Genomic DNA, 26305 nt, shown 5'->3' with positions numbered 1-26305 from the left:
ACGAATACCTCTCTCCAGGATCGCCCCGCCATGTCCGCCCTGCCCTCCTTCGCCGAACTCGAGAACGATCGCGAATTCCACGCCCGCCACATCGGCCCCGATGCTCATGACGAGCAGCTGATGCTGTCGGCGATCGGAGCCGCCTCGCGCGCCGCGCTGATCGACGCGATCGTGCCGGCCGCCATCAAGCGCGCCGCGAAGATGGACCTGCCCGCCGCCGTCACCGAGGCGCAGGCGCTGGCCGAGCTCAAGGCCATCGCGGGCCGCAACCAGATCCTGAAGAGCTTCATCGGCCAGGGTTACCACGGCACGCTGACGCCCGGCGTGATCCTGCGCAACATCCTCGAGAACCCCGCCTGGTACACCGCCTACACGCCCTACCAGGCCGAGATCTCGCAAGGCCGCATGGAGGCCCTGGTCAACTTCCAGACCATGGTCTGCGACCTGACCGGCATGGCCATCGCCAACGCCTCGATGCTGGACGAGGCCACCGCCGCGGCCGAAGGCATGACGCTGGCCGCCCGCATGGGCAAGAGCAAGAGCCAGGTCTTCTTCGTCGCCGACGACGTGCTGCCGCAAACGCTGGAAGTGGTGCGCACGCGCGCCGAGCCGCTGGGCATCACGGTCCAGGTCGGCAAGGCCGAGGACGCCGGCCAGGCGGAATGCTTCGGCGCGCTGGTGCAGTACCCCGGCGTGACCGGCGTGGTGCGCCCGCTGCAGGCGATCGCCGATGCGGTCCACGCGCGGGGCGGCCTGCTGGTCGCCGCCGCCGACCTGCTGGCGCTGACGCTGATCCAGGCGCCGGGCGAGCAAGGCGCCGACATCGTCGTCGGCACGACGCAGCGCCTGGGCATGCCCATGGGCGCCGGCGGCCCGCACGCCGCCTACATGGCCTGCCGCGACGAGTTCAAGCGCAGCCTGCCGGGCCGCCTGGTGGGCGTGTCGGTGGACTCGCACGGCAAGCCCGCCTACCGCCTGTCGCTGCAGACCCGCGAGCAGCACATCCGCCGCGAGAAGGCCACCTCCAACATCTGTACCGCGCAGGTGCTGCCGGCCGTCGTGGCCAGCATGTACGCGGTCTATCACGGTCCGCAGGGCCTCAAGCGCATCGCGCAGCGCGTGGCCGCCTACACCGCCGTGCTGGCCCAGGGCCTGAAGGCGCTGGGCCTGACGCTGGTCCACGAGACCTCGTTCGACACGGTGCACGTGCTGACCGGCGCGCACACTGGTCCGGTGCTGGCCGCCGCCGTCGCCGCCGGCATGAACCTGCGCCGCGCCAGCGACGACAGCATCGGCGTCACGCTGGACGAGACCACCTCGCGCGCCGACATCCAGGCGTTGCTGACGGTCTTCGCCGAAGGCAAGGCCGTGCCGGACGCCTTCGCGGGCGCCGACTCGGCCGCCGCGCTGATCCCGGCCGCGCTGGTCCGCACCAGCGCCTACCTGACGCACCCGATCTTCAACATCCACCATTCCGAGACGGAACTGCTGCGCTACCTGCGCCAGCTCGCCGACAAGGACCTGGCGCTAGACCGCAGCATGATCCCGCTGGGCTCCTGCACGATGAAGCTGAACGCGACCAGCGAGATGATCCCCATCACCTGGCCCGAGTTCGCGCACGTCCACCCGTTCGCGCCGCAGAGCCAGCTGCAGGGCTACGCCCAGTTGGACCAGCAACTGACCGCCTGGTTGTGCCAGGCGACCGGCTACGCGGGCGTGTCGCTGCAGCCGAACGCCGGCTCGCAGGGCGAGTACGCCGGCCTGCTGATCATCAAGGCCTGGCACGAGTCGCGCGGCGACGCGCATCGCAAGATCTGCCTGATCCCGGAGTCCGCGCACGGCACCAACCCGGCGTCGGCGCAGATGGTGGGCATGCAGGTCGTCGTGACCAAGTGCGACAAGGAAGGCAACATCGACCTGGTCGACCTGAAGGCCAAGTGCGAACAGCACAGCGCCAACCTGGCCGCGATCATGATCACCTACCCGTCGACCTACGGCGTGTTCGACCTGCACGTCAAGGAGATCTGCGCGCTGGTGCATGAACACGGCGGCCGCGTCTACGTCGACGGCGCCAACATGAACGCGCTGGTCGGCATCGCCGCGCCGGGCCAGTTCGGCGGCGACGTGTCCCACCTGAACCTGCACAAGACCTTCTGCATCCCGCACGGCGGCGGCGGCCCGGGTGTCGGCCCGGTCTGCGTGGTCGAGGACCTGGTGCCCTTCCTGCCGGCGCATCGCTCGGCCGGCCTGGGCGAGAAGTCCGCCATCGGCGCCGTGTCCGCGGCACCGCTGGGCAACGCGGCGGTGCTGCCGATCTCTTGGATGTACATCCGCATGATGGGCGAGGACGGCCTGAAGGCCGCCACCGAGACCGCCATCCTCTCGGCCAACTACGTGGCCGCGCGCCTGTCCGACCATTACGACATCCACTTCAGCGGTAACGTCGACGGCGTCAAGGGCGGCGGCGTGGCGCACGAGTGCATCCTGGACCTGCGCCCGCTCAAGGACAGCTCCGGCATCTCGGCCGAGGACGTCGCCAAGCGCCTGATCGACTACGGCTTCCACGCGCCCACACTGTCCTTCCCGGTGGCCGGCACGCTGATGGTCGAGCCGACCGAGAGCGAATCGCGCTACGAGCTGGACCGCTTCATCGCCGCCATGATCCAGATCCGCGAGGAGATCGCCAAGGTCGAGTCCGGCGCCTGGCCTCGCGAGGACAACCCGCTGGTCAACGCCCCGCACACCGCCGAGAGCCTGCTCAAGGCCGAGTGGACGCACGGCTACAGCCGCGACGACGCCGCCTATCCGGTGCCCGCGCTCAGGCAAGTGAAGTACTGGTCGCCGGTCGGACGCGTGGACAACGTCTACGGCGACCGCAACCTGGTTTGCAGCTGCCCACCGCTGTCGGCTTACGCCGACGAGTGATCCCGTTCCCCGAAGGTCCCCAGAAGGTTCCTCATGGCTGTTTCCGTATTCGACCTGTTCAAGATCGGCATCGGGCCGTCCAGTTCCCACACCGTGGGGCCGATGCGTGCCGCCCGCATGTTCGTGCAGCGTCTGCGTCACGAGGGCGTGCTGGACCGGACGGTGCGGGTCGCGACGGCGCTGTATGGCTCGCTCGGCGCCACCGGCAAGGGCCACGGCAGCGACACGGCGGTGCTGCTGGGCCTGGCCGGCCATGAGCCGGACACGGTCGACGTGGAACGCATCCCGGAGATCCTGGCCGCCATCCGCGGCGACAAACGCGTGGCGCTGGGCGGGGACCACCCCGTGGCGTTCGACGAGGCGCGCGACCTGACGATGTACCGCCGCCAGAGCCTGCCGCTGCACGCCAACGGCATGCGCATGATCGCCTTCGACGCCGACGGCAACGAGCTGCAGAACCGGGTGTATTACTCGGTGGGCGGCGGCTTCGTCGTCAGCGAGGAAGTGCTGGCCGACGGCAGCAAGCAGAAGCAGATCGCGCCCGACACCACCGTGCTGCCCTACCCGTTCAAGAGCGGCGCGGAGCTGCTGGAGATGACGACGCGGGAGAACTGCTCGATCGCCGAGATCATGCGCCGCAACGAGCGCCACTGGCGCACCGACGAGGACACCCGCGCCGGTCTGCTGAACATCTGGCGCGTGATGCAGGAATGCGTGACCCGAGGCTGCCGCACGGAGGGCGTCCTGCCGGGCGGCTTCAAGGTGCGGCGGCGCTCGGCGCATCTGTACCGCGAGCTGACCGGCAACCCGGAAGCGGCGCTGCGTGATCCGCTGCAGGTGATGGACTGGGTCAACCTGTACGCGCTGGCGGTGAACGAGGAAAACGCCGCCGGCGGTCGCGTCGTCACGGCGCCGACCAACGGCGCGGCCGGCATCGTGCCGGCGGTGCTGCACTACTACGCGCGCTTCTTCCATGGCGCCAACGAGGACGGCATCATCGACTTCCTGCTGACCGCGGCCGCGATCGGCATCCTCTACAAGGAAAACGCGTCGATCTCCGGCGCCGAGGTCGGCTGCCAGGGCGAGGTCGGCGTGGCCTGCTCGATGGCGGCCGGGGCCTTGTGCGCGGTGATGGGCGGCACGCCCGAGCAGGCCGAGAACGCGGCCGAGATCGGCATGGAGCACCACCTGGGGCTGACCTGCGATCCGGTCGGCGGACTGGTGCAGATCCCCTGCATCGAGCGCAACGCGATCGCGTCGGTCAAGGCCATCAACGCGGCCCGCATGGCGCTGCGCGGCGACGGCACGCACCACGTGAGCCTGGACAAGGTCATCAAGACGATGCGCGAGACCGGCGCCGACATGATGACCAAGTACAAGGAAACCGCCCGCGGCGGTCTCGCGGTGAATATTGTCGAGTGCTGACTCGCCGCCCTGACAGAGGGGGAGGCCGTCCGCGTGCGTCCGTGGCGAGGGGGGATCGCCTGGGTCGTCAATCGCGGCGGGCGACGCTGAGCGTCAGCACTCGAGCAAACGGGGCCCGGACAGGGAGGTCCGGACGCTGAATCAGTAGGTGACCGTGACGGTCACCGTATCGGTATAGCTGCCCGGCACCACGTTCGCAAGCGACGGGATCCGGCCGTACACCGAGATCGACTGCGCCGACCCGGTGCCGGTGCCGCTCTTGCTGCTGGACGACGAGGTGCCGTCGCCCCACACGGTGGAGCGGCCCGAATCCAGGTACAGCTGATAGGCCAGCGTGCTGGCGCCGCTCAACATCGTGCGGCTGGAGAAGTTGGTCGCGCCGCCGGCGTTGGCGCCGGCGTTCAGCGCGACCGCATACGGCGTGCTGTTGGAGCAGGTGACCGTCAGCGTCGAGGTCGCGTCCAGCGGCGTCGCGGCAGCCAGCGGATCGATCGCGGAGCCGAAGTTCAGGTTGGAGCCCGACACGGTGCAGGAGCTGTTGATCGTCGCCGTCACCTGGAAGGTGTTGGTGACGGGGGTCGCGCCCCGCGCGTCCTGCGCCACGCTGAACATCAGGCCGGCGCCGATCGCCAGGCCGGAAAGCAGGACGGCGGTCTTGAAACTGCTGTGCCGCTGGGCGCGGATCGCCTGGGCTTGCTTGGTGATGCTCATGTCGGTGGCTCCCTGTTGATGGAACGAATCATCTGGCCGACGGCGTTCGCACGACAGACAGGCAAGCCGCATGGCGCAGTGCAGCGATGACGGCAGCGTTTGTAGGCATTCCACCGACAGCTGACAGACGATGGCAGCACCCGGTCTCGAAAGGGACCCTCGGCACTGGCGCGGCCCGGGGCGCGCTGCTACAAACGCGTCCTTCACGGCGGGAGTCCGCCGCCCCGCCGCGATGAAAAGGCGACCGTCACGACCGACGTGTCGAATTGCGGCATGGCCGAACGTCGTGCCGAAGAGACTCCTCCGATCCCCAACGAACCGCTGTCATCCATGACCTCTCACCTTGATTCGAAGCGTCGCCGCTGGCTGGCCCTGGGCGTGCTGTGCCTGGGCGTGCTGATGATCGTGCTGGACACGACCATCGTGAACGTCGCCCTGCCCTCGATCCGCGCCGACCTGGGGTTCACCGAGACCTCGCTGGTCTGGGTGGTCAACGCCTACATGCTGACCTTCGGTGGCTTCATGCTGCTGGGTGGCCGGCTGGGCGACCTGTACGGGCACCGGCGGATGTTCCTGGCGGGGCTGGGCCTGTTCACCGCCGCGTCCGCGGCCTGCGGGCTGGCGCACACGCAGGAGCTGCTGGTGGCGGCGCGCGCGGTGCAGGGCCTGGGCGGCGCGGTGGTGTCGGCGATTTCGCTGTCGCTGATCATGAACATGTTCACCGAGCCGGCGGAGCGCGCCAAGGCGATGGGCGTCTACGGCTTCGTCTGCGCCGGCGGCGGCAGCATCGGCGTGCTGCTGGGCGGACTGCTGACGAGCACGCTGAGCTGGCACTGGATCTTCCTGGTCAACCTCCCCATCGGCGCCGTGGTGATCGCGCTGTGCCTGTGGCTGATCGAGCGCGGCGGCCCGACGGCCCCCGACGAGACGCTGGACTGGGCCGGCGCGGTGACGGTGACCCTGTCGCTGATGCTGGCGGTCTATGCGGTGGTGAACGGCAACGAGGCCGGCTGGACCTCGCCGCGCACGCTCGGCCTGCTGGGCGTGGCGGTGCTGCTGCTGGCGGCCTTTCTGGTGCTGGAGATGAAGGTCGCGCATCCGCTGATGCCGCTGTCGCTCTTCAAGCTGCGCTCGGTGGCGGTGTCCAACGTCATCGGCGTGTTGTGGGCCGCGGCGATGTTCGCGTGGTTCTTCCTGTCGGCGCTCTACATGCAACTGGTGCTGGGCTACGACGCGATGCACGTCGGCCTGGGGTTCCTGCCGTCCAACCTCATCATGGCGGCGTTCTCGGTCGGACTGTCGGCCAAGCTGGTGATGCGCTTCGGCCTGCGGATCCCGCTGTGCGGCGGCCTGCTGCTGGCGGCGCTGGGCCTGGCGCTGTTCGCGCGGGCACCGGCCGACGGCGGCTTCTGGCTGGATGTGCTGCCGGGCATGCTGCTGCTCGGGCTGGGCGCGGGCGTGGCCTTCAATCCGGTGCTGCTGGCGGCGATGAGCGAGGTCGCGCCCAGCGAATCGGGCCTGGCCTCCGGCGTGGTGAACACGTCCTTCATGATGGGCGGATCGCTGGGCCTGGCCGTGCTGGCCAGCCTGGCGGCGTCGCGGACGGCGGAGCTCGGCGCGCTGGGCGCCTCGCTGCCGGCGGCGCTGGCGGGGGGCTATCGCGTGGCGTTCGCGGTCGGCGCGGTGTTCGCGGCGGCGGGCGGCCTGCTGGCGCTGCTGCTGAGGGAGCCCGCGCCGCAGGCGGGCGCGGCGGCGCCGGTGGGGCACGCGGGCTGACGGCGCCCTACGCGCGCCGCCGACGGCTCACTTCCCCAGCAACGGCACCACGTACCTCACCGGTACCGCGTAGCTGATGCCGCTGGGCGCGCTGAGCGCCGACTCCCGGGTGCCCTTGAGCACCACCATGTTGACGACGCCGACCACCTTCCCGGTGGCGATCTCCAGCAGCGGCCCGCCGCTGTTGCCGGGGTAGGCGGTGATGTCCAGCTGCAGGAACTCCATCGGCCCGTCTCGCAGTTGCCGCACCGCGCGGTCGGACAGGCTGCCGGAGGTCGGCGCCGGCAGCGCCGCGCGCGTGACCGCGGCGACGACGCCGCGGTGCGTCGCCATCGTCACGCCCAGCGCCGTGCCGATGGGATATCCCATCAGCGCCACCGCGCTGCCCTCGCGCACCACCGGCTGGTCCCCGTTGACCGGCGCCAGCTGCAGCACGTTGACCAGCGCCGGCTTGTCGTCCGCCAGCTCCAGCACCGCCAGGTCGTGCGTCGTGTCGCGGCGCAGCAGCTTCACGGGGCGCAGTTGCGGCGCGCCGGATGCGTTGCCGGTCGGCGCCACGGTGATCGCCAGATCCTTCTCGATCGGGTTCGGGATCACGTGCGCGCAGGTCACGATCAAGCGTCCGTCCCCGACCACGAACCCCGTCCCCCGGAATCCGAATCGCGGGTTGTCCGTCGCGGCGAACGTGCCCACCGCCACCACCGCCTGGCGGCTGCGGTCGATCAGGTCGGGCAAGGTGTTGGACATCTCCTGCGCCCGCGCCGACGACGGCATCAGGCCCATGGCGCCGATCGCGCCCAGGGCGCCGAGCGCGAGCAGCTCGCGGCGTCGCGGACCGGCCGACGGACCGGACAACGGATCGAAGGTGGGAGCGGTACTGCGTGTCATGCGGCCAGGTCTTTCGTGGTCGTTGCCATCTCCAGCGTGGAGACGAAGCTGCGCCAGGCGCGATCGGGTTCGTCGATGCGGAAGCCGTAGTAGCTGCCCCGCTCCGTGTCCTTGCGGCGCACGGCGCGGGCCATCACGTGGGCCGTGTTCTTGACGCCGTCTTGCTGGGCCCCCAGCTCGATCTTGACGCTGCCGTCGACCTGCAGCGGCAGGTCCAGGTCGCACTCGGCCTGGAAGCCGTGCGCCGACACCTCGATCACTTCCAGGTCGAACGAGCCCAGCTGGCTGTCGTTGGCGGCGCGGATGTCCAGATGGCCGGGACAGCGGATCGAGTAACGCGGGTACTGCCGCAGCGCCCGGCCCAGGTCCTCGCCGCCGCCGCTGAGCATGGGCAGCACCGAGCGGAACTGCGCGTCATCGCGGTACACCGACCACAGCAGCGCCTTCTTGACGTCGTTCAAGGTCGGGAAGACCTGCACCACCTTGTTGAAGAAGTGATCCAGCAGCTCCGGGGTCATGACCGGATCGTTGGTCGTGTGGTATCGCCGCTGCGGCAGCTTGATGTTGGCCAGGTCCTGGCCGAAGAAGTAGTGATGCAGGTTCTTGCGGTCGCGGCGGCCGCGGTAGGCGCGCTCGAAGGTCTCGTCCGCCTCCTCCAGATCCAGCGTCGCCCCCACCGCCGGCGCCCCGTTGGCGAAGTCGTAGTTGTCGACGGTCTGCTCCTTCAATCGCTTGAAGAACAGCAGCGCCTCGTACAGCTCGATCTTGTCCGGGTTGACCGCGATCACCAGGTGCCGCGTGTCGAAGTACTGGGTGCAGTACTGATGCATGAACTTCATCAGCGGGAACAGGATCGCGCCGCCGGTCTTGCGGAACGCCGGCGCGACGGCCAGCGCCGAGATCTCGGCGATCTTGCCGCCCTTGGCGCGCACGTCCTCCAGGTCGAACACCGACTGCAGCGGGAAGCCGAACACGCCCTCCCGCACCATCGAGATCGTCCCCACCACGGCGCCGTCGTATTTGGCGCAGAGCGTGGTCGTGGTCGGCAGCGCGTGATAGATCGTCACGCGCAGGCCGCTGGGGTCCGGCTTCATGAAGCCGCTGCCGACGTAAGCGTCGTGCAGGATGCGGAAACAGGCGTCGAGTTCCTCCTGCGTGTCCGCCACCTTCAGCTCCAGCCGGCTGGACGGCGCCGGATCGCAGTCCACCATGCGTCGGTAGACGGCGAAGCGCAACCCCTTGGGCAGCCTGGAGAACATGCGCCGCAGTCCCTGGTGGAACCGCTTGCGCAGACTGGATCGTCGAATCTGGCTCATGACCGTCTCCCTGTGGGCGCGGTGGTCCGCACGCCAACGGTCCGCCAAGGCGGATCGGATCGCTCAGGCGCAGGCCTCAGCGGATCGCGGCTTGCAGCTTCTGCACCTCGGCTTGTTGCTCGAAACTCGGTCCCAGGTCCGCCAGGCGCTTCAGTTCCGCCTGCGCGTCGCTCTTGTTGCCGCCGGCCACGTACAGCTGCGCCAGGCGCAACCGATACGCGGGCACCGTCGGCGCCTGCTTCACCGCCGCCTGCTGCACTTCGATCGCCTTGGCGGTCTGGCCCTTGGCGGCCAGCGCCTCGGCCAGCGTGTCCATGTAGGGCGGCACGCCCGGGCGCAGCTGGTTGGCCTTCTCGGCAAACTTGAGGCCGTCGTCCGCCTTGCCGGCGCGCAGGCGCAACCAGGCGATGTTGTTGGCGGCGGCCGCGTTCTCGGGGTTCATCGCCAGCACGGCCTGGTACTGCTGCTCGGCCGCCTCGTTGCGGCCCTGGTTCAGCGCCACATCGCCCAGGTGGTAGCGGAACAGCGCGTCCTGCTTGTACTTGGAGGTCCAGCTGGAGGCGAAGGCGGCGGCCTCGTCCGTCTTGCCCGACTGGATCAGCACGCCGTGCAGCGCGATGGCCAGCTCGGTATTGGGCACGGTGCCGCCGGCCTCGACCGCCAGTTGGTCGGCCTTGCGATAGGCGGCGACGGCGGCCGGCCAGTCCTTGCGCGAGCGGGCGACGTCGCCCTCCAGCTTCCAGCCCAGGCCGAACTTGGGCTGCGCCGTCTGCAGGCCCTTGGTCGCCAGCAGCGCGATGTCGGGACGCTGGATCGCCAGCGACTTTTCGACCACCTTGCGGACCAGTTCGGCGTCGGTCGGGGCGATCGCCTGGGCGCGCTTGAGCGCGTTGGCGGCCGCCTCCTTGTCGCCGGCCTGCGCGTACAGGTCGGCCAGGCGCAGCGGGCCCAGCGGCGAGCGCGGCGTCAGCGTCGCGACCTTGTTGAAGCTGCTCACCGCCTGCTGGCGGTCGCCGCTGGCGGCCTGCACCTGGCCCAGCAGGTCGATCAGCTCCGGCTTGTCCGGGCTGGCGGTCACGCCTTCCTGGGCCATCGACAGCGCCTGCTTCAGGTCCTTCTTCTCCATCAGCAGGCCGACGGCCGCCTGGCGCGGCACCGGGTCGTCCGGATGCGCCTTGGCCAGCTCGGTCAGGCGCTTGATGGCGTCGTCCTTCTCGATCAGCTTGTTGGCCAGCTTCAGACCCAGTTGCGCCATCTCGGCGCGCTGGTTCCTGGGGTCGGCCTTCAGCACGGCGTCGTAATGCTTGACGGCCTCGGCGGGCTTGCCGTCCTGCAGGTCCATCGCGGCCAGGCTGTTGGCGGCGGTCATGGAGGTCGGCTCGCGCTTGACGGCCTCCGCCAGTTGCTGGCGGGCGCCGGCGCGGTCGCCGCGCAGCAGCGCCAGGCGGCCCCGCAGCTCGGGCGCGGTGGCGGACTTCGGATCCTTGCGCTCCATCGCCGAGATCGCCTCGCGGGCGCCGGCATCGTCCTTCTTGCGGATCAGCACGCTGATCAGCGCGATGTCGGCCACGGTGCCCTTGTCGTCGGCGGCCAGCTTGCGCAGCGCCGCCACGCCCTGCGCGTCACGGCCCTTCTGGATGTCGTTCAGGGCCAGTCCGACGCGGCTGCGCACGTCGTTCGGATTGGTCTCGGCGGCGCGCGCCAGGTAGCGCTCGGCCTCGGCACCCTGCCCCTGCTTGAGGCGGATCTCCGCGGCCAGCGCCAGCGCCTCGGACGACGGCGTCTTGGCGTCCAGAGCCGGCTGCAGCGTGGTCATCGCCAGGTCGTTGTCGCCGCCGCGCAGTTGCAGCTGCGCCAGCGCCACGCGCGCCGCGGACGAGTCCGGCGTGCCCTGGATCAGCTTGGCGAAGTGGGACTCGGCCTGGCGCAGGTCGCCGTTGGCCTGCGCCACGCGGCCGGCCAGGAACAGCGCGCGCTCGTTGTTCGGCGCGATCTTCAGCAGCGACTGCGACAGCTCGGTCGCTTCCTTGAGCTGACCGGCATCGAGCGCGAAGATCGCGGCGTAGTAGAAGGTCTGCGCGTGCTGCGGCGCGGCCGTCTTCATCGCGGCGACGGCCTCCTTCGCGCCGGCCTTGTCGCCGGTGCGCATCAGCAGGTTGATCAGGCCGGCATGCGCGCCGACCAGCTTCTTGTCCAGCGACAGCGCCTTGCGGAAGCTCGCGATCGACTCGGCGGGCGGGGCCTCGGCCAGCACCTGCAGCTCGCCCTTGAGCAGCCAGGCCTCGCCGGCGTCCGGGGACTTGGCCAGCACGCGCTCCACTTCCTCCTGCGCGTCCTTCAACTTGCCTTCGCTGGTGAGCAGGCGGACGTTGATCAGGCGCACCGGCACGCTGTCCGGCGCGGCGCGCACCGCGGCGTTGGCGGCGGCGCGGGCATCGGACAGGCGCTGCTTGGCGACATAGGCGCCGACCAGCGTGGACTGCAGGTCGGCCTCGTCGACGGCGGTGGCCAGATGGCGGTTGCCGAACTGGCCGATCAACTCGTCCACCTTGCCCTGCATCAGCAGCAGCCGGGCCTGCAGCGCGGCCAGCGCGTCGCCCGAATAGCCCTGCGCCCTGGCCTTGTCGGCCTCGATGGTGGCGCCGGCCACGTCGCCGCTGTCCAGCAGCGCGCGGGCCAGCAGGAAACGCGCCTCGGCCAGCGTGTCGTCCTTTTGCAGCGCGTTCTTGAGCTGGATGATCGCCGCCTTGTGGTCCTTCTTGTCGAGGTGCTCCTTGGCCGACTTCAGCAGGTCCTGCGCGGAGTCGCCGAGGCAGCCCGCGAGCAGCAGCGCGGAGCCGAGCGCCAGCGCCGTGGCGCCGCGCGCCAGGCGGCCGCGACCGGCGGCGTGTTGGGTGAACCCGAGCTCGGGACCGTTCTGGATCTTGCGGGACATGCGTGTCTCTTTCGCTGTCAGGGTCTGGGACGGAAGTCTGGGACGAAAACCGGGAAGGAACTTCGGTGGCGCGGCGTCGGCCCGCTCAGGCCTTGACGCCGAGCCGGGACATCAGATCGTACAGAGTCGGACGGCTGACGCCCAGCAGATCGGCGGCCTTGGCGATGTTGCCGTCGGTGCGGCCCAGGGCGGACACGACGGCCTGGCGCTCGGCGCGCTCGCGCACCGTGCGCAGGTCCAGGTCCTGCTCGCCGGCCGGCGCATCGCCGCCCACGACCGGCAGGCCCAGGTCGTCGGCGGTGATGCGCTCGCCGTCGGCCATGATGGAGGCGCGCTTCATGAGGTTCTGCAGCTCGCGCACGTTGCCGGGCCAGCGGTGCGCCTCGACGCTGCGGATCGCCTCGTCGCTCAGGCGCAGGATCGGGCGGCGCTGCTCGGACGAGAAACGGCGCAGGAACGCATGCGACAGCAGCACCGCGTCGCCGACGCGGTCGCGCAGCGGCGGGATGTCGACGACGATCTCGGCCAGGCGATAGAACAGGTCCTCGCGGAACAGGCCCTGCTCGATCTTCGCCTTCAGGTCCTGGTGGGTCGCGCCGACGATGCGCACGTCGACCGGGATCTCCTGGCGCCCCCCCAGGCGCTCGATGTTGCGCTCCTGCAGGAAGCGCAGCAGCTTGGCCTGCAGCGACATCGGCAGATCGCCGATCTCGTCCAGCATCAGCGTGCCGCCGTTGGCGGTCTCGATCTTGCCGACCGTGGTCTTGGTCGCGCCGGTGAAGGCGCCGCGCTCGTAACCGAAGAGCTCGCTCTCCAGCAGCGCTTCCGGAATGGCCGCGCAATTGATCGCGACGAAGCGGCCCTTGCGCTTGGACGCGTCGTGCAGCGCCTGCGCCAGCACTTCCTTGCCGGTGCCGCTCTCGCCCAGCAGCAGCACCGTGGCGTCACTGCCGGAGACGCGCTCGACGGTGCGGCAGATGCGCTGCATCTGCGGGTCGCGCGTGAGCAGCTTGCCGGTGGGCTCACCGTCCTGCTGCGTCATGAGGCGCTGGTTCTCCTGCTGCAGCTCGTGCAGGCGCATCGCGCGCTCCACGGTCAGCACCAGCACGTCGGGATCCACCGGCTTGGCCAGGAAGTCGTAGGCGCCCATGCGGATGGCCCGCAGCGCGTTGTTCTGGTCGTTCTGGCCGGTCAGGACGATGACCTTGGTGCCGGGCTCCAGCTCGATCAGCTTCTCGAGCAGGCGGAAGCCCTCGGACACCGAGTCCTGGTCGGGCGGCAGCCCCAGGTCCATCGTCACCACCGGCGGCTTGTGGCGGCGGAACTGCATCACCGCGGTGGCGACGTCGTCGGCCGTGACCGACTCGAAGCGGTCCATGGACCACTTCAGCTGCTTCTGCAGCGCGAGATCGTCCTCGACGATCAGCAGCGAGGGAGGTTGGGCGCTCATGTGGGCACCCTCCACGTCGTGGGTCCCTCCGAGAGGGACGCAGCGCCGCCTTCGGGCGGCCGTGCGGCAGCGCTCATGTGGGCTCCCTCCACTTCGTGGGTCCCTCCGAGAGGGACGCAGCGCCGCCTTCGGGCGGCCGTGCGGCAGCGCTCATGTGGGCTCCCTCCACTTCGTGGGTCCCTCCGAGAGGGACGCAGCGCCGCCTTCGGACGGCCGTGCGGCAGCGCTCATCTCACCTCCACCAATCCGGCATCGCTGCCCGACTGCGCAAAAAACAGCGGCAGCAAGATGGTGACCTTGGTGCCTCTTCCGGGCGCGCTTTCCACGTTGATCCTCCCTCCTAGTTCCTGCAGGTACTGGTAGCTCTCGTAGGCTCCGATGCCCATGCCCGCCGCCTTCGTGGTCTGGAAGGGCTTGAACAGGCGCTGGTCCATGAACTCCTGCGTCATGCCGCAACCAGTATCCTCGACTTCCACCTGCGCGTTGCTGCCGATGCGCTGCAATCGCATCGCCACGCGACCGTCCATGGGCGTCGCGTCCAGCGCGTTCTGCACCACGTGGCCGAGCACGCGCTCGATGCGTTCCTCATGACCGCGGGCGCTGACGTCCGCCAGCAGCTCCAGCTCCAGCGCGCGGCCCTTGCTGACCGCCGCCGCCGCCAGCCGCCGCGCGATCACCGGCAACGGCACGCCGCCGGCGCCGCCGTGATGCGGCTTGTCGCCCTCGCGCAATTGCAGCATCAGCTGGCGCATCTTCTCCAGGGAGTTCTCCACGGTGTCCAGCATGTCCTGCTGGAACTCCGGGTTGTCCCGCAGCCGCTTGGCGTTCTTCATCATCAACGACAGCTGCGTGACGATGTTCTTCAGGTCATGCACGACGAAGGCCGACATGCGGTTGAAGGCCTCGAACTTGCGCGCCTCCAGCAGCGCCTCGGCGGCCTGCATCTGCGCCAGGTAGCTGGCGGCCTGCTGCGCGGCGGTGCGCAGCAGGTCGCGCACTTCCCAGTTCAATTCGAGCCGCGTGCGCGGCTGGCCCAGGATCACCCAGCCGATCAGCACGCCGGTGTTGAGCAGCGGCACCAGCAGCCAGTGGCGGCCGTCGCCCGCGAGCGCGTCGGGCAGCGCCACGTGCTCATAGGCGCCGGGGCGGCGGCGCCACTCGTCCAGGTCCACGATCCAGGCGCGATCCTGCAGCAGGTGCAGCAGCGCGGCGTCGGGCACCAGCACCTGGCGGTCGTCGTTGAGGTTCCAGCGCGCGGACTGCTGGAAGTCGTCGGCGGTCGGGCCGCGGCGCAGCCAGAGCGCGCCCGAGGGGCTCTCCACCAGGTTGGCCAGGCCGCGGATCACGGACTCGCCCAGCGCCGCCGGCGAGGCGCTCGCTGACAGCATGGCGGTGAAGCGCAGCCACTCCTGCCGATAGTCGTAGCGGTAGCTGAAGAAATGCTTGCTGATGTAGACCCGCAGCTTGGCGCGCAGCGAGCCCGACAGGCCCATCAGCAGCAGCGCCAGCACGCCGATCGCCAGCAGCACCTGCTGCAGCGCGCGGCCCCACTCGCCGCCGGTGTAGCGCACGTAGTAGCCGATGCCGGACACGCCCAGCAGGTACACGCCCACGATCAGCAGCGTGGCCGAGTGGAAAGCGGCCGTGCGCGACACATGCAGCTTGTCCAGCCACTTCTTGTGACGGCGGCTGGCCAGCCACAGCAGCGGCACGGCCAGGCTGTGCACGGCGGCGCGCACGCTCAGCGCGTCGCCGTCGAACTGCTGGAACAGCGAGGCCTGCGAGAACACGAACACATCGAACGCGAAGACCGCGCCCAGCCCCAGGCACACGGGCTTGGCGTTCCAGCGCGCGTCGCTGTGGATGTTGCGCAGCATCTGCTCCAGCAGCACCAGGCCGAAGACGCTCAGGCCCAGCCAGGCCATCGTCATCGGCCGCTGCATCGCGGACATCGAGGTGTCGCCCCAGTAGCGCCACATCGGCAACGCGATCGCGGCCACCACGCCGGCCCAGGCCAGCCATTGCAGCGGACGGGCGACGCCGGCGCTGCGCGCCTGGCCGTCATCGCCGCGCGATTCGATCAGCGCCAGGATGAAGGCGAACCAGGCGCCGTAACGCAGCGCGTCGCACAGCGGCAGCAGCAGTTGCGCCGGCCATTGGCGGCCGCCCAGCCAGCCCTGCTCCACCGCCGCGTCCAGGCCGGCCCACAGCGCGGTGAGCAGCAACGCGGCCTCCAGGCGCAGCGCGCGGCGACGCTGCTGACTGAACTGCGGCAGCACGGCCACGGCCAGCGCCAGATGCGCCAATACCGCGACGATGCCCGACGCAGTGCCCAGGCTCAGAGTGTGGTCCCACATGGGTCAATGTCCCGCGTTGCGGTCGCGGTGCGGGCGGCAGGCGCGCGAGCGCGGGCTCGGCGCGATCGATGCGTCGGGAGCGACGTGCTCCGTTGCCGCGTTCAGCGGGCCCCCCGGCCCGTCAGGACCACGGCCACCGTCTCGAGCATGATCAGCAGGTCGAGGAACAGCGTGTGGTTCTTGACGTAGTACAGGTCGTACTGGAGCTTCTCGAGCGAGTCCTCGATGGTCGAGCCGTATTCGTAGCGGACCTGCGCCCAGCCGGTCACGCCCGGCTTGACGCTGTGGCGCACGGCGTAATACGGGATCTGCGCGACCAGCTCGTCGACGAAGAACGGACGCTCCGGACGCGGGCCGACCATGCTCATCTCGCCGCGCAGCACGTTGATCAGCTGCGGCAGCTCGTCGATGCGGACCTTGCGGATGAAGTTGCCGACGCGCGTCACGCGGGCGTCGTTCTTGGTCGCCCACTGGGGGCGGCCGTCCTTCTCGGCGTCGTTGCGCATGCTGCGGAACTTGATCACCTTGAAGGTCGCGCCGTTCAGGCCGACGCGTTCCTGCGTGTAGAAGATCGAGCCGGGCGACTCCAGCTTGATCAGGATCGCCGTCACCACCATGATCGGCGCCGTCGCGACCAGCAGCACCAGCGACGAGGCCAGGTCGAAGACGCGCTTGACCGCGCTGCGGATCACGCCCTGGTTGAAGCCGTCGCCGAAGATCAGCCAGCCCGCGTGCACGTGGCTGATCTTGATCTGCGCCAGGGTCTTCTCGAAGTAGGTGGCCAGGTCCACGACGCGGATGCCGTAGAGCTTGCAGTCCAGCAGTTGGCGCAGCGGCATGCTGCCGCCGCGGCGCTCGGACAGCGCCACGACGATCTCGTCCACGCCCAGGCGCATCGCCGCATCGGTCAGGCTCTCGCCGGCGGCGATCAGCTGGTGCGCGGGGACCTGCGGGTCGATCTCGTTCGGGCCCGGCAGGAAACCGACGATCTGCGCGTGCGGGTCCGCGGCGCGCAGGCTTTCGCTCACGGCCAGCGCGGCATGGCCGCTGCCGAAGATCAGGATCTTGGTGCGGCCGGCACCCTGGGCGCCGGAATGCGCGGCGTAGACGCGGTGCACCATGACCAGGGCCACGGCCAGCATCGCGGTGGAGGTGAGCAGCTCGCGGTGGGAGACGGTGGCCGGGATCAGGCCGAACAGGCCGTAGGCCAGCGGCAGGCCGATCAGCAGCGCGAACAGCGCTCGGGCGCAGGACTGCGTCAGCGAGCGCTTGTGGGATTGGGAGTAGAGGCCGGACGCGGAGTTGATGACGAACATTCCGCCGGCGAGCGACAGGCCGTAGGACGCGGCGAAGCTCATCATGTGCTCGCTGCGACCCTGGCTCAGGGCCACCGCGAAAACCGCCGCGACGATCAGGCCCAGGTCGAAGAGCACCTGGATCAGCGTACGACGATGGAGGTAATGGTTAAAGATTCGAATCATGCCCGTCCCCAAAGCTGGTCACGGCGCCCACGGAGGACGCTGTCGCCGACCCGGGTTGAACCTCGGACTGCTCGCGTCGAGCTTCTTGCGCCGCCCATGACGTACAGGTGGCCGTGCTCGTCGCGGGGGGCATCATGCCTGCCACCCCCTGGCTTGAAAGCCCCCTGTTTGGAGGGGCCCTCGCCTTGCAATCCCGATACTTTGAAACCCGGTTCGCCAACCGCCGCAAGGTCCCCGAATCGACCCGGCAGCACGATGACGGAGGCCATTGTCTGTAGCCCTCGGTAGGTGCAAACCCCCTGACTGAATGCTTTGGGGTCGCCGCGTGCCGGAATGCACGCGAGTGAGGGGGGTGATCCCCGGATCAGGGGACAGTCCGGAGACCCCTCCTCAGAGGAGAACGTGAAGGAGTGCGCAGGCGCTGTTTCACTCCCGTGACGGCGATGTGACGTGCGATGTGAAACCCGGTCGCGCAGGGCGACGCGCGACGGCGTCCCGCCCCCATGAAAAACGCCCACCGAAGTGGGCGTCTCGTGTCGCGACGGGCGCCTCGCGGCGACCGCCCGGAGATCGTGATCAGCGCACGACGGCGATCTGCTCGCGGGCACCGGCCTTGTAGGTGTACAGGGTCAGCGCGCCGTTCTTGATGTCGCCCTTGGCGTCGAACGCGATGGTGCCGGTCACGCCCTTGTAGTCGGACGTCTTGGCCAGCACGGGCAGGTACTTCGCCGGCTCGGCCGAGTTGGCCTTGACCATCGCCGCGACCATCACGTTGACCGCGTCGTAGACGTACGGGGCATAGATCTGGACGTCGACCTTGTACTTGTCCTTGAACTTGACCTTGAAGGCGTCGAGCGACTTCTTCGACTCGCCTTCCACGCCGCCGGCTTCCGCGCAGACGACCTGGCTGTCGGCCAGCGTGCCGGCGGACAGCTTGGGCAGCTCGGCCGTGCAGATGCCGTCGCCGCCCATGAACTTGGCTTCGATGCCCAGCTGCTTCATCTGGCGCAGCATCGGACCGGCCACGGCGTCCATGCCGCCGAAGAAGACGACGTCGGGCTTCTTGCCCTTCAGGGAGGTCAGGATGGCGGTGAAGTCCGTGGCCTTGTCGTTCGTGAACTCGCGGCCGACGACCTTGCCGCCCGCGGCCTTGACGCCCTTCTCGAACTCGTCGGCGACACCCTGGCCGTAGGCGGTGCGGTCGTCGATGACGGCGATGGACTTGCCCTTGAGTTGCGTCACGGCGTACTTGCCGAGCGTGCCGCCCAGGTGCACGTCGTCAGCCACGACGCGGAACGCGGTCTTGTAGCCGTTGCGGGTGTACTTGGGGTTGGTGGCCGACGGCGAGATCTGCGGGATGCCGGCGTCGCTGTAGATCTTGGACGCGGGGATCGTCGTGCCGGAGTTCAGGTGGCCGATGACGCCGTTGACCTTGGAGTCCACCAGCTTCTGCGCCGCGGCGGTGCCTTGCTTGGGATCGCCGGCGTCGTCTTCGGCCAGCAGCTCGAACTTCACCTTCTTGCCGCCGATGGTCACGCCCTTGGCGTTGAGCTCGTCGATGGCCATGCGGGCGCCCAGTTCGTTGTCCTTGCCCAGGTGCGCGATGGCGCCGCTGGTCGGACCCACGTGGCCGATCTTGACCACCGCATCCTGCGCCATGGCGGCGCCGCCCAGGGTGATGGCGATAGCGCCCACGATCACATTCAGCTTGGATTGCATCTAGGAACCTCCGACTCGGAATATGTGGAATGACGTTGAGTTCTCAACGCGGCTGACCATACCCCCAAAAGGCGGGGGGCTCCATAGTGAAAATGCTGTGAACGCCGTCACGAGCCGGGCGTTGTCGCGCGTCTGTCACCGGGGCAAACCCGGATAGTTTTCGGCAGAGTGCGACGACGCGCACACAGGCCGCACGCGGAGTGCGGATTTCCGCCCAATCGACGCCGACAACGCCCGAAAGGAGAGCCGGCGCGGCACCATGGCGGCGCCTCGCGGCACCGCGATGGCTCATCGATCCGACGGCGGAAATCCGCCTGTTCAGGTCGACATCACGTGGTGATTCAGCTTCAGTCCGAGGGCCTTGTAGGCCTTGAAGCGCTGGCGCCCGGCGGCGACCTGGTCGGGGTCGGCGGAGACCAGCTCCAGCACGCGCTCGAAACGCTCCAGGCCCGGCGGCAGATCGGGCTCGAAGTTGAGCAGCGCCTGACAGCCGACCAGCTCGTCCAGCCGGTCGGACATCAGGATCGGCGTGCGCTCCCGCAGCAGCGCCGAGGTCTCTCCACGCAGCAGCAGGTGCGGGAGGAATTCGCCGGGCTCGAAGGTCCACAGCGTCTGGTCGAGTCGCTCGAGCAGACGCATCGGCCCCCAGATCCCGACGCGCAATCCGGCCGCCTGCGTCTTGCGCAGCAGGCGGCAGGCGTAGACCTGACGGTCGGGCACGCCGGTATAGAAGTTGACTTCCGTCACCGGACCCGCCCTTCCTTCAGAGAGTCGAACGACGCGTCGCTCAGCGGACCTGCGACAGCACGAAGTGCGTCAGCAGGCCGACCGGACGGCCGGTGGCGCCCTTGGCGCCGCCGCCCTTCCAGGCGGTGCCGGCGATGTCCAGGTGCCCCCAGCGGTACTTCGAGGCGAAGCGCTGCAGGAACTTGGCGGCGGTGATGGAACCGCCCTCGCGGCCGGCGACGTTGGCCACGTCGGCGAAGTTGGTCTTCAGGCCTTCCGCGTAGTCGTCGTCCAGCGGCATGCGCCAGCACGGATCCAACGCGGCATCGCCGGCGGCGCTCAGGGCGCCGGCCAGTTCGTCGTCGCTGGCGTACATGCCGGAGCGCACGCCGCCCAGCGCGATCACGCACGCGCCGGTCAGCGTCGCGACGTCGACGACGGCCGCGGGCTTGAAGCGCTCGGCGTAGGTCAGCGCGTCGCACAGGATCAGGCGACCCTCGGCGTCGGTGTTCAGGATCTCGATGGTCTGGCCCGACATCGACGTCACCACGTCACCCGGCTTGACGGCGCGGGCGCTGGGCATGTTCTCGCACGCGGCGATCAGCACGACCAGGTTGATCTTGGGCTTGAGCTCGACCACGGCGCGCAGGGTACCCAGCACCGAGGCGGCGCCGCCCATGTCGAACTTCATCTCGTCCATGCCGGCGCCCGGCTTCAGCGAGATGCCGCCCGAGTCGAAGGTGATGCCCTTGCCCACCAGCACCACTGGCGCCTGCGTGCGGGCGGCGCCTTCGTACTTGGCGACGATGAAGCGCGGCGGCACGTCGGAGCCCTTGGCCACCGACAGGAACGAGCCCATGCCCAGCTTCTCGATGCCCTTCTGATCCAGCACCTCGACCTTGATGCCGTGGCTCTTGACCAGCGCCTTGGTCTGCTCGGCCAGGTAGGCCGGCGTCGCGACGTTGGGCGGCAGGTTGGCGCATTCGCGCGCCAGGCCGATGCCGGCGCCGATGGCTTCGCCGCGCACCAGGCCGGCCTTGACCGCCTTGGCGTCGTCCTTGCCGACCAGCAGCGTCAGCTTGGCCAGCTTGGGCGCCGCGGGGGCGCTGGGCTTGGTCTCGCGGTAGACGTAGACCGCTTCCAGCGCGGCCAGCACGGACTGCTCGGCCAGCGATTCGGTCAGCTCGGCGGCGAAGCCGACGTAGGCCACCGAGGCGCTCACCGCGCCGCGACCCTTGAGCTGGCCCAGCGCCGCGCCGAGCGCCACGCGGGCGGCCTTCAGCGAGGCGGCGCCGCTGGCGGCGATCACCAGGCGCGAGGCCTTCAGGCCGGCCGGACGCACCAGGGTCAAGACCTGACCCGTCTTCAGGTCGAAGTCGCCCAGCTTGATGGCGTCCTTGACCAGCGCGGTCACGGTCTTGTCGAGGGAGGCCGGCAGGCTGTCGCCGGCGACGATCAGGACCAGGGCGTCGGCGTTGTGCGACGCCAGTGCGTCGAGGGACGCGGACTGAGAGCGGAAGTCCATAATGCCGAGAAGTAGATAAAGTGCCCGGATGTTATTCGATTCATCAGTACGCAAAGAACTCGCCCGCAGTTTCGGACTGGCCTTCGTGGTCATCCTGACCATCGTCGTGACGATGCTGCTGGTGCGGTCCCTGGGCATGGCGGCCAAGGGCTCGGTGGCACCGCAGCACGTGCTGCTCTCGCTGGGTTATCTGGCGCTGGCGCAGTTGCCGGTGATGCTGAGCCTGTCGCTGTTCGTGGCGGTCGTCATGTCGCTGGGGCGCATGTACAAGGAATCGGAGATGACCATCTGGTTCGCCAGCGGCCTGGGTCTCTCGCGCTTCGTGCGGCCGGTGCTGACGATGGCCTGGCCGGTGCTGCTGGTGGTGGCCGTGCTGATGACCATCGTCTGGCCCTGGAGCAACGACAACAGCGCCCAGTTGCGTGAGCAATTCGAGCAGCGCAGCGACCTGTCGCGCGTCGCGCCGGGGCAGTTCCAGACCTCCAACGACGGCTCGCGCGTGTTCTTCATCGAGCGCGATCCGTCCGACGACAGCGCCGCCCGCAACGTCTTCATCATGAGCAACACCGAGCACCTGGAGTCGGTCACGACCTCGGCGCGCGGCACGCTCGTCTACCAGGACAACCAGCGCGTGCTGGTGCTGGACCACGGGCAGCGCAACGACGTCGACACGCGCAACGGCGAGAAGGCGGTGGCGCGCTTCCAGCAGTACCGCGTCATCGTCGACGACGAGGTGATGCGCGCCGGCGGCGCGCGCCAGCCCAAGACACGCCCCACGCTGGACCTGATGCGCGAGCGCGGCAACGCGAGCGATGGCGAGCTGGCCTGGCGCTTCGGCATGATCCTGGGCTGCGTCAACCTGGTGCTGCTGGGCATCGGCATCTCGGCGACCAACCCGCGCCGCGCCAGCAACTGGAACCTGCTGTTCGCGCTGCTGGCCTTCATCATCTATTTCAACCTGATCAACCTGAGCCAGAGCTGGGTCGCGTCCGGCAAGATGAAGCTGGGGCCGGGCCTGCTGGCGCTGCACGGCGCGGCCTTCGCCATCACGATGCTGTTGCTGGCCTGGCGCGACCTGGGCAACCGGCTGGGCGCGCCGCGCAGCGGCGTGATTCCGCCGCCCTCGCCGCCGCCCGCCCCGCCCGCCGCCGGCGCGGCGACGCCCGGCAGCGTGATCGCGCCGGCCTCGATGTCCTCCTCCACGCCTGGAATGCCCACATGAGAACCGTCAGGCGGCTGCTGTACCGCGACATCCTCGGCTCCTTCACCCTGGTCATGGCCGGGTTCCTGGCGCTGTTCTTCTTCGTCGACTTCATCGACGACCTCGACCGCTTCCAGCGACTGGGGCTGGGCGTCGGCCTGGCGCTGTGGTCCTGCGTGCTGAAGCTGCCGGGCCGCTTCTACGAGCTGATGCCCATCGCGGTGCTGATCGGCACGATCTTCAGCCTGGCGCGGCTGGCGCAGTCCAGCGAGTTCACCATCCTGCGCACCGGCGGCCTCGGCCCGCAGCGCGCGCTGGCGCTGCTGAGCCTGCTGGCGCTGGGCTTCGCGGCCCTGGCCTTCGTCGTGGGCGACTTCGTCAACCCGTGGGCGGATCGCCAGGCGCAGCTGCTGAAGTCCTCGGCGAGCGGCGGCGTGACCAACGCGCAAGGCGCCTGGATGAAGGACCGCGACGGCGACTACAGCTACGCGGTGCACGTCGGCCGGGCCCGGTCCAACGGGACCATGGAAGACGTGCTGATTTTCGAGTTCGACCCCAAGGGCGCGATGGCCACGCGGCTGACCGCCAAACGCGCCACCGTCGACACCGGCGGCCGCTGGCAGATGGCGGACGTGCGCCTGATGCAGTGGTCCCGTGACGCGACCCCGCTGAGCCGCACCGCCGCGCAGGCGCCGCAGCCCAAGGACCCGACGTCGTCCCAGGACAAGCTGGCCGAGAACCCCACGGTGCGCGAGATCCTGCTGCCGACCTACGGCTGGCAGAGCCAGCTGCCGGCGGGCGTGGTGGCCGCCGCGGTGCAGCCGACCTGGAACATGTCGACGCTGGAGCTCTACCGCTACACGCGCCACCTGTCGTCGCAGGAGCAGTCGTCGGCGCAGCCGGAGATCCAGTTCTGGCGCAAGGCCTTCTATCCGTTCGCGTGCATGGTGATGGTGGCGCTGGCACTGCCCTTCGCCTACCTGCACTTCCGCTCCGGCGGCATCAGCGTCAAGGTCTTCGGCGGCATCATGCTGGGCATCAGCTTCGTGGTGCTGAACGCCGTCACCGGCCACCTCGGGCTGCTGCGCGACTGGACGCCGTGGCTGGTGGCGGCCGCGCCGAGCATGGTGTACCTGGGCCTGTCGATGGGCGCGTTCTACTGGCTCGTGCGTTATCGATGATGACGGTTGCGACGTCGGCCTCGCCGATACGAGGAGTCTCCATGGACGGACTGCTGCTCTTCGCCCACGGGGCCCGCGACCCGGCCTGGGCCGGCCCCTTCCAGGCCATCGCCGCGGAGCTGCAGGACCAGCGCCCGGACCTGCCGATCGCGCTGGCCTACCTGGAGCTGATGACCCCGGACATCGCCACCGCGGCCGGCGCGCTGGCCGCGCGCGGTTGCACGCGGATCCAGATCGTGCCGATGTTCCTGGGCGCCAGCGGCCACGTGCGGCGCGACGTGCCGCCGCTGGTCGAGGCGCTGCGCTCACGGCACCCCGGCATCCTCTTCCTGCTGCACGACGCCATCGGCGAGCAGCCGTCGGTGATCAAGGCCATGGCCGGCGCCACGCTGGACTTGGTCGCCGGCCCCCACGACACCGTTTCCGCCCCCTTCCTGCCGTGACCCCGCCATGAACCTGCACCAGTTCCGCTTCGTGCAAGAGGCCGCGCGCCGCAACCTCAACCTGACCGAGACCGCCAAGGCGCTCTACACGTCGCAACCGGGCGTGTCCAAGGCCATCCTGGAGCTGGAGGAAGAGCTCGGCGTCGACATCTTCTCGCGCCACGGCAAGCGCTTGCGCAGCATCACCGAGCCCGGCCGGCAGGTGCTCAAGTCCATCGAGATCATCATGCGGGAGGTCGGCAACCTCAAGCGCATCGGCGAGGAATACTCCAAGCAGGACGTCGGCACGCTGTCGATCGCGACGACCCACACGCAGGCGCGGTATGTGCTGCCGGGGCCGGTCACGCAACTGCGCAAGCAGTTTCCGCAGGTCAACATCAGCCTGCACCAGGGCAGCCCGGACCAGGTCGCCAAGATGCTGATCGACGAGACGGCGGACGTGGGCCTGGCGACCGAATCGCTGTCGCAGTTCGAGGAGCTCGTGACGCTGCCCGCCTACGAGTGGCAACACGTGCTGGTGATGCGCGCCGAGCACCCGCTGGCCCAGCAGGAACGCATCCACCTGGAGCAGCTCGCGGCCGAGCCGCTGGTGTCCTATCACCCGAGCTTCACCGGCCGCACCCGCATCGACCGCGCCTTCGCGCAGCGTCAGCTCAAGCCCAACATCGTGCTGGAGGCGATCGACTCGGACGTCATCAAGACCTACGTGCGGCTGGGCCTGGGCATCGGCATCGTGGCCGAGATGGCCGTGCGCGAGGACCCGCCGAGCGGCGAGCTGGTCTGGCGCCCGCTGGGCCACCTGCTGGGACAGAACGTCGCGCGGATCGCGTTCAAGCGCGGCGCCTACTTGCGCAACTATGTCTACAGCTTTGCCGAGCTGCTGTCCGACCGCCTGAACCGCACGCTGCTGCAGCGCGCGATGAACGGCGAGGCCAGCGATTACGACCTCTGATCGGCGACCTTTGACCGGCGACCTCCCCGCGGCAACTTCGCCACCACGGGTCACGAATTCCGAAAAGCGTCCGCGCCTCCCCCGCACCCCGCTTCTTCATCGAGTCACACCATGCGCGTTCATACTCCCGTTCCCGCCAGCCGACTGCCCCAACTGGGGGTGACCGTGTTCAGCGTCATGTCGGCGCTGGCGCAGCAGCACCAGGCGGTCAACCTGGGCCAGGGCTTCCCCGATTTCGAAGGCGATCCCGCGCTGCTGGACGCCGTGAACGACGCGATGCGCGCCGGTCACAACCAGTACCCGCCGATGCCGGGCGTGCCGGCGCTGCGCCAGGCCATCGCGGCGAAAGTCGAGGCGCTCTACGGCCACGCCTACCACCCCGACACCGAGATCACCGTCACCGCCGGCGCCACGCAGGCGATCCTGACGGCGCTGCTGGCCGTCGTGCATCCGGGCGACGAGGTCGTGGTGCTGGAACCCGCCTACGACAGCTACGCGCCCAACATCGCGCTGGCCGGCGGCACGATGGTGCCGGTGCCGCTGGACCCGACGACCTTCCGCCCCGACTTCGACCGCATCCGCGCCGCGCTGACGCCGCGCACCCGCGCGCTGATGATCAACAGCCCGCACAACCCGAGCGGCGCGGTCTGGAGCGCCGACGAGCTGCGTCAGCTCGCCGCGCTGCTGGACGGCACCGACGTGCTGGTGATCAGCGACGAGGTCTACGAGCACATGGTCTACGACGGCGGGCAGCACCAGAGCGTGTCCCGCCTGCCGGAACTGGCGGCGCGCAGCTTCGTCGTGTCCAGCTTCGGCAAGACCTATCACGTGACCGGCTGGAAGGTCGGCTACGTGACCGCGCCGGCGCCGCTGATGGCGGAGTTCCGCAAGGTGCACCAGTACAACGTGTTCACCGTGAACTCGGCGATGCAGCACGGGATCGCGGCCTACATGCGGGACCCGGCGCCCTACCTGGGCCTGAGCGATTTCTACCAGCGCAAGCGCGACCGTTTCCGCGCCGGACTGGCTGGGAGCGCCTTCGCGCTGCGGCCCTGCCCCGGCAGCTACTTCCAGTCCGTCGACTACGGCGGATTGCCGGGCCACCTGGCCGCGATGAACGACATGGACCTGTGCCAGTGGCTGACGCGCGAGATCGGCGTGGCGGCCATTCCGCTGTCGGCGTTCTACACCGGCGGCAGCGCGGCCCAGGTGATCCGCTTCTGCTTCGCGAAGAAGGACGAGACGCTGGACCTGGCGCTGGAGCGGCTGAAGACGATCGGCTGACTCGCCGACG

18 protein-coding genes are annotated in these 26305 nt (G+C 69.3%); 8 read left to right on the top strand and 10 right to left on the bottom strand.

Annotated features, from left to right (window positions below; translation table 11 throughout):
- The first annotated feature begins 30 nt into the window (after positions 1 to 30).
- Together gcvP and CDN99_RS06850 are read left to right on the top strand one after the other, a co-directional pair.
- Positions 31 to 2925 (top strand): aminomethyl-transferring glycine dehydrogenase, encoded by a 2895-nt coding sequence (gcvP, locus tag CDN99_RS06855; protein ID WP_088383940.1) that lies wholly within the window; start codon positions 31 to 33, stop codon positions 2923 to 2925.
- Between the two features lie 33 nt (positions 2926 to 2958).
- The gene (locus CDN99_RS06850; protein ID WP_088383938.1) at positions 2959 to 4350 is read left to right on the top strand and encodes an L-serine ammonia-lyase; all 1392 of its coding nucleotides are present in this window, start codon (positions 2959 to 2961) and stop codon (positions 4348 to 4350) included.
- Between the two features lie 141 nt (positions 4351 to 4491).
- Here the strand turns inward: CDN99_RS06850 and CDN99_RS06845 are convergent, their stop codons facing one another.
- Positions 4492 to 5061 (bottom strand): Csu type fimbrial protein, encoded by a 570-nt coding sequence (locus CDN99_RS06845; RefSeq protein ID WP_202820237.1) that lies wholly within the window; start codon positions 5059 to 5061, stop codon positions 4492 to 4494.
- 330 nt (positions 5062 to 5391) lie between these two features.
- Here CDN99_RS06845 and CDN99_RS06840 point away from each other — a divergent pair, with 330 nt between their 5' ends.
- The gene (locus CDN99_RS06840; protein ID WP_088383936.1) at positions 5392 to 6837 is read left to right on the top strand and encodes an MFS transporter; all 1446 of its coding nucleotides are present in this window, start codon (positions 5392 to 5394) and stop codon (positions 6835 to 6837) included.
- A gap of 27 nt (positions 6838 to 6864) precedes the next feature.
- Here the strand turns inward: CDN99_RS06840 and CDN99_RS06835 are convergent, their stop codons facing one another.
- The 9 genes from CDN99_RS06835 to CDN99_RS06795 all read right to left on the bottom strand — a co-directional run bounded on the left by CDN99_RS06835 (position 6865) and on the right by CDN99_RS06795 (position 21234).
- Positions 6865 to 7725: a S1 family peptidase gene (locus tag CDN99_RS06835; RefSeq protein ID WP_088383934.1), complete on the bottom strand. Its 861-nt coding sequence runs from the start codon at positions 7723 to 7725 to the stop codon at positions 6865 to 6867.
- Positions 7722 to 9041, bottom strand: coding sequence for a GNAT family N-acetyltransferase (locus CDN99_RS06830; RefSeq protein WP_088383932.1), 1320 nt, complete (start codon positions 9039 to 9041; stop codon positions 7722 to 7724). The genes CDN99_RS06835 and CDN99_RS06830 overlap by 4 nt, the downstream gene beginning before the upstream one ends.
- 76 nt (positions 9042 to 9117) lie before the next feature.
- Positions 9118 to 11976, bottom strand: a complete 2859-nt coding sequence (gene prsT, locus CDN99_RS06825) for an XrtA/PEP-CTERM system TPR-repeat protein PrsT (RefSeq protein WP_088383930.1) — start codon at positions 11974 to 11976, stop codon at positions 9118 to 9120.
- Positions 11977 to 12061: 85 nt separating this feature from the next.
- Complete coding sequence (prsR, locus tag CDN99_RS06820) at positions 12062 to 13426, bottom strand: PEP-CTERM-box response regulator transcription factor (RefSeq protein WP_088383928.1); 1365 nt, start codon at positions 13424 to 13426, stop codon at positions 12062 to 12064.
- A 227-nt stretch (positions 13427 to 13653) separates the two neighbouring features.
- Positions 13654 to 15783, bottom strand: a complete 2130-nt coding sequence (gene prsK, locus CDN99_RS06815; RefSeq protein ID WP_088383926.1) for an XrtA/PEP-CTERM system histidine kinase PrsK — start codon at positions 15781 to 15783, stop codon at positions 13654 to 13656.
- Positions 15784 to 15884: 101 nt separating this feature from the next.
- On the bottom strand, positions 15885 to 17264 hold the full coding sequence (locus CDN99_RS06810; RefSeq protein WP_088383924.1) for a TIGR03013 family XrtA/PEP-CTERM system glycosyltransferase: 1380 nt from the start codon (positions 17262 to 17264) through the stop codon (positions 15885 to 15887).
- A gap of 576 nt (positions 17265 to 17840) precedes the next feature.
- Positions 17841 to 18983, bottom strand: coding sequence for a branched-chain amino acid ABC transporter substrate-binding protein (locus CDN99_RS06805; RefSeq protein WP_088383922.1), 1143 nt, complete (start codon positions 18981 to 18983; stop codon positions 17841 to 17843).
- Between the two features lie 318 nt (positions 18984 to 19301).
- Positions 19302 to 19730, bottom strand: coding sequence for a DNA polymerase III subunit chi (locus CDN99_RS06800; protein ID WP_088383920.1), 429 nt, complete (start codon positions 19728 to 19730; stop codon positions 19302 to 19304).
- Between the two features lie 40 nt (positions 19731 to 19770).
- Entirely contained in the window at positions 19771 to 21234 is a 1464-nt protein-coding gene (locus CDN99_RS06795) for a leucyl aminopeptidase (protein ID WP_088383917.1), read from the bottom strand.
- A gap of 28 nt (positions 21235 to 21262) precedes the next feature.
- Between CDN99_RS06795 and lptF the strand changes: the two genes are divergently transcribed.
- From lptF to CDN99_RS06770, 5 genes are all read left to right on the top strand, one after another.
- Positions 21263 to 22456, top strand: coding sequence for an LPS export ABC transporter permease LptF (gene lptF, locus CDN99_RS06790; protein ID WP_088383915.1), 1194 nt, complete (start codon positions 21263 to 21265; stop codon positions 22454 to 22456).
- Positions 22453 to 23616 (top strand): LPS export ABC transporter permease LptG, encoded by a 1164-nt coding sequence (gene lptG, locus CDN99_RS06785; RefSeq protein ID WP_088383913.1) that lies wholly within the window; start codon positions 22453 to 22455, stop codon positions 23614 to 23616. Before lptF ends, lptG begins: the two co-directional genes overlap by 4 nt.
- A gap of 41 nt (positions 23617 to 23657) precedes the next feature.
- Positions 23658 to 24059, top strand: a complete 402-nt coding sequence (locus CDN99_RS06780; RefSeq protein WP_088383911.1) for a sirohydrochlorin chelatase — start codon at positions 23658 to 23660, stop codon at positions 24057 to 24059.
- 7 nt (positions 24060 to 24066) lie between these two features.
- The gene (locus CDN99_RS06775; RefSeq protein ID WP_088383909.1) at positions 24067 to 25011 is read left to right on the top strand and encodes a CysB family HTH-type transcriptional regulator; all 945 of its coding nucleotides are present in this window, start codon (positions 24067 to 24069) and stop codon (positions 25009 to 25011) included.
- A gap of 111 nt (positions 25012 to 25122) precedes the next feature.
- On the top strand, positions 25123 to 26295 hold the full coding sequence (locus tag CDN99_RS06770; RefSeq protein WP_088383907.1) for a pyridoxal phosphate-dependent aminotransferase: 1173 nt from the start codon (positions 25123 to 25125) through the stop codon (positions 26293 to 26295).
- Positions 26296 to 26305 lie beyond the last annotated feature (10 nt).

The organism is Roseateles aquatilis, from assembly GCF_002205645.1.
Classification (GTDB): domain Bacteria; phylum Pseudomonadota; class Gammaproteobacteria; order Burkholderiales; family Burkholderiaceae_C; genus Roseateles; species Roseateles aquatilis.
The sequence above is the reverse complement of the archived record's forward strand: the minus strand, read 5'-3'. Positions and strand labels throughout refer to the sequence as shown.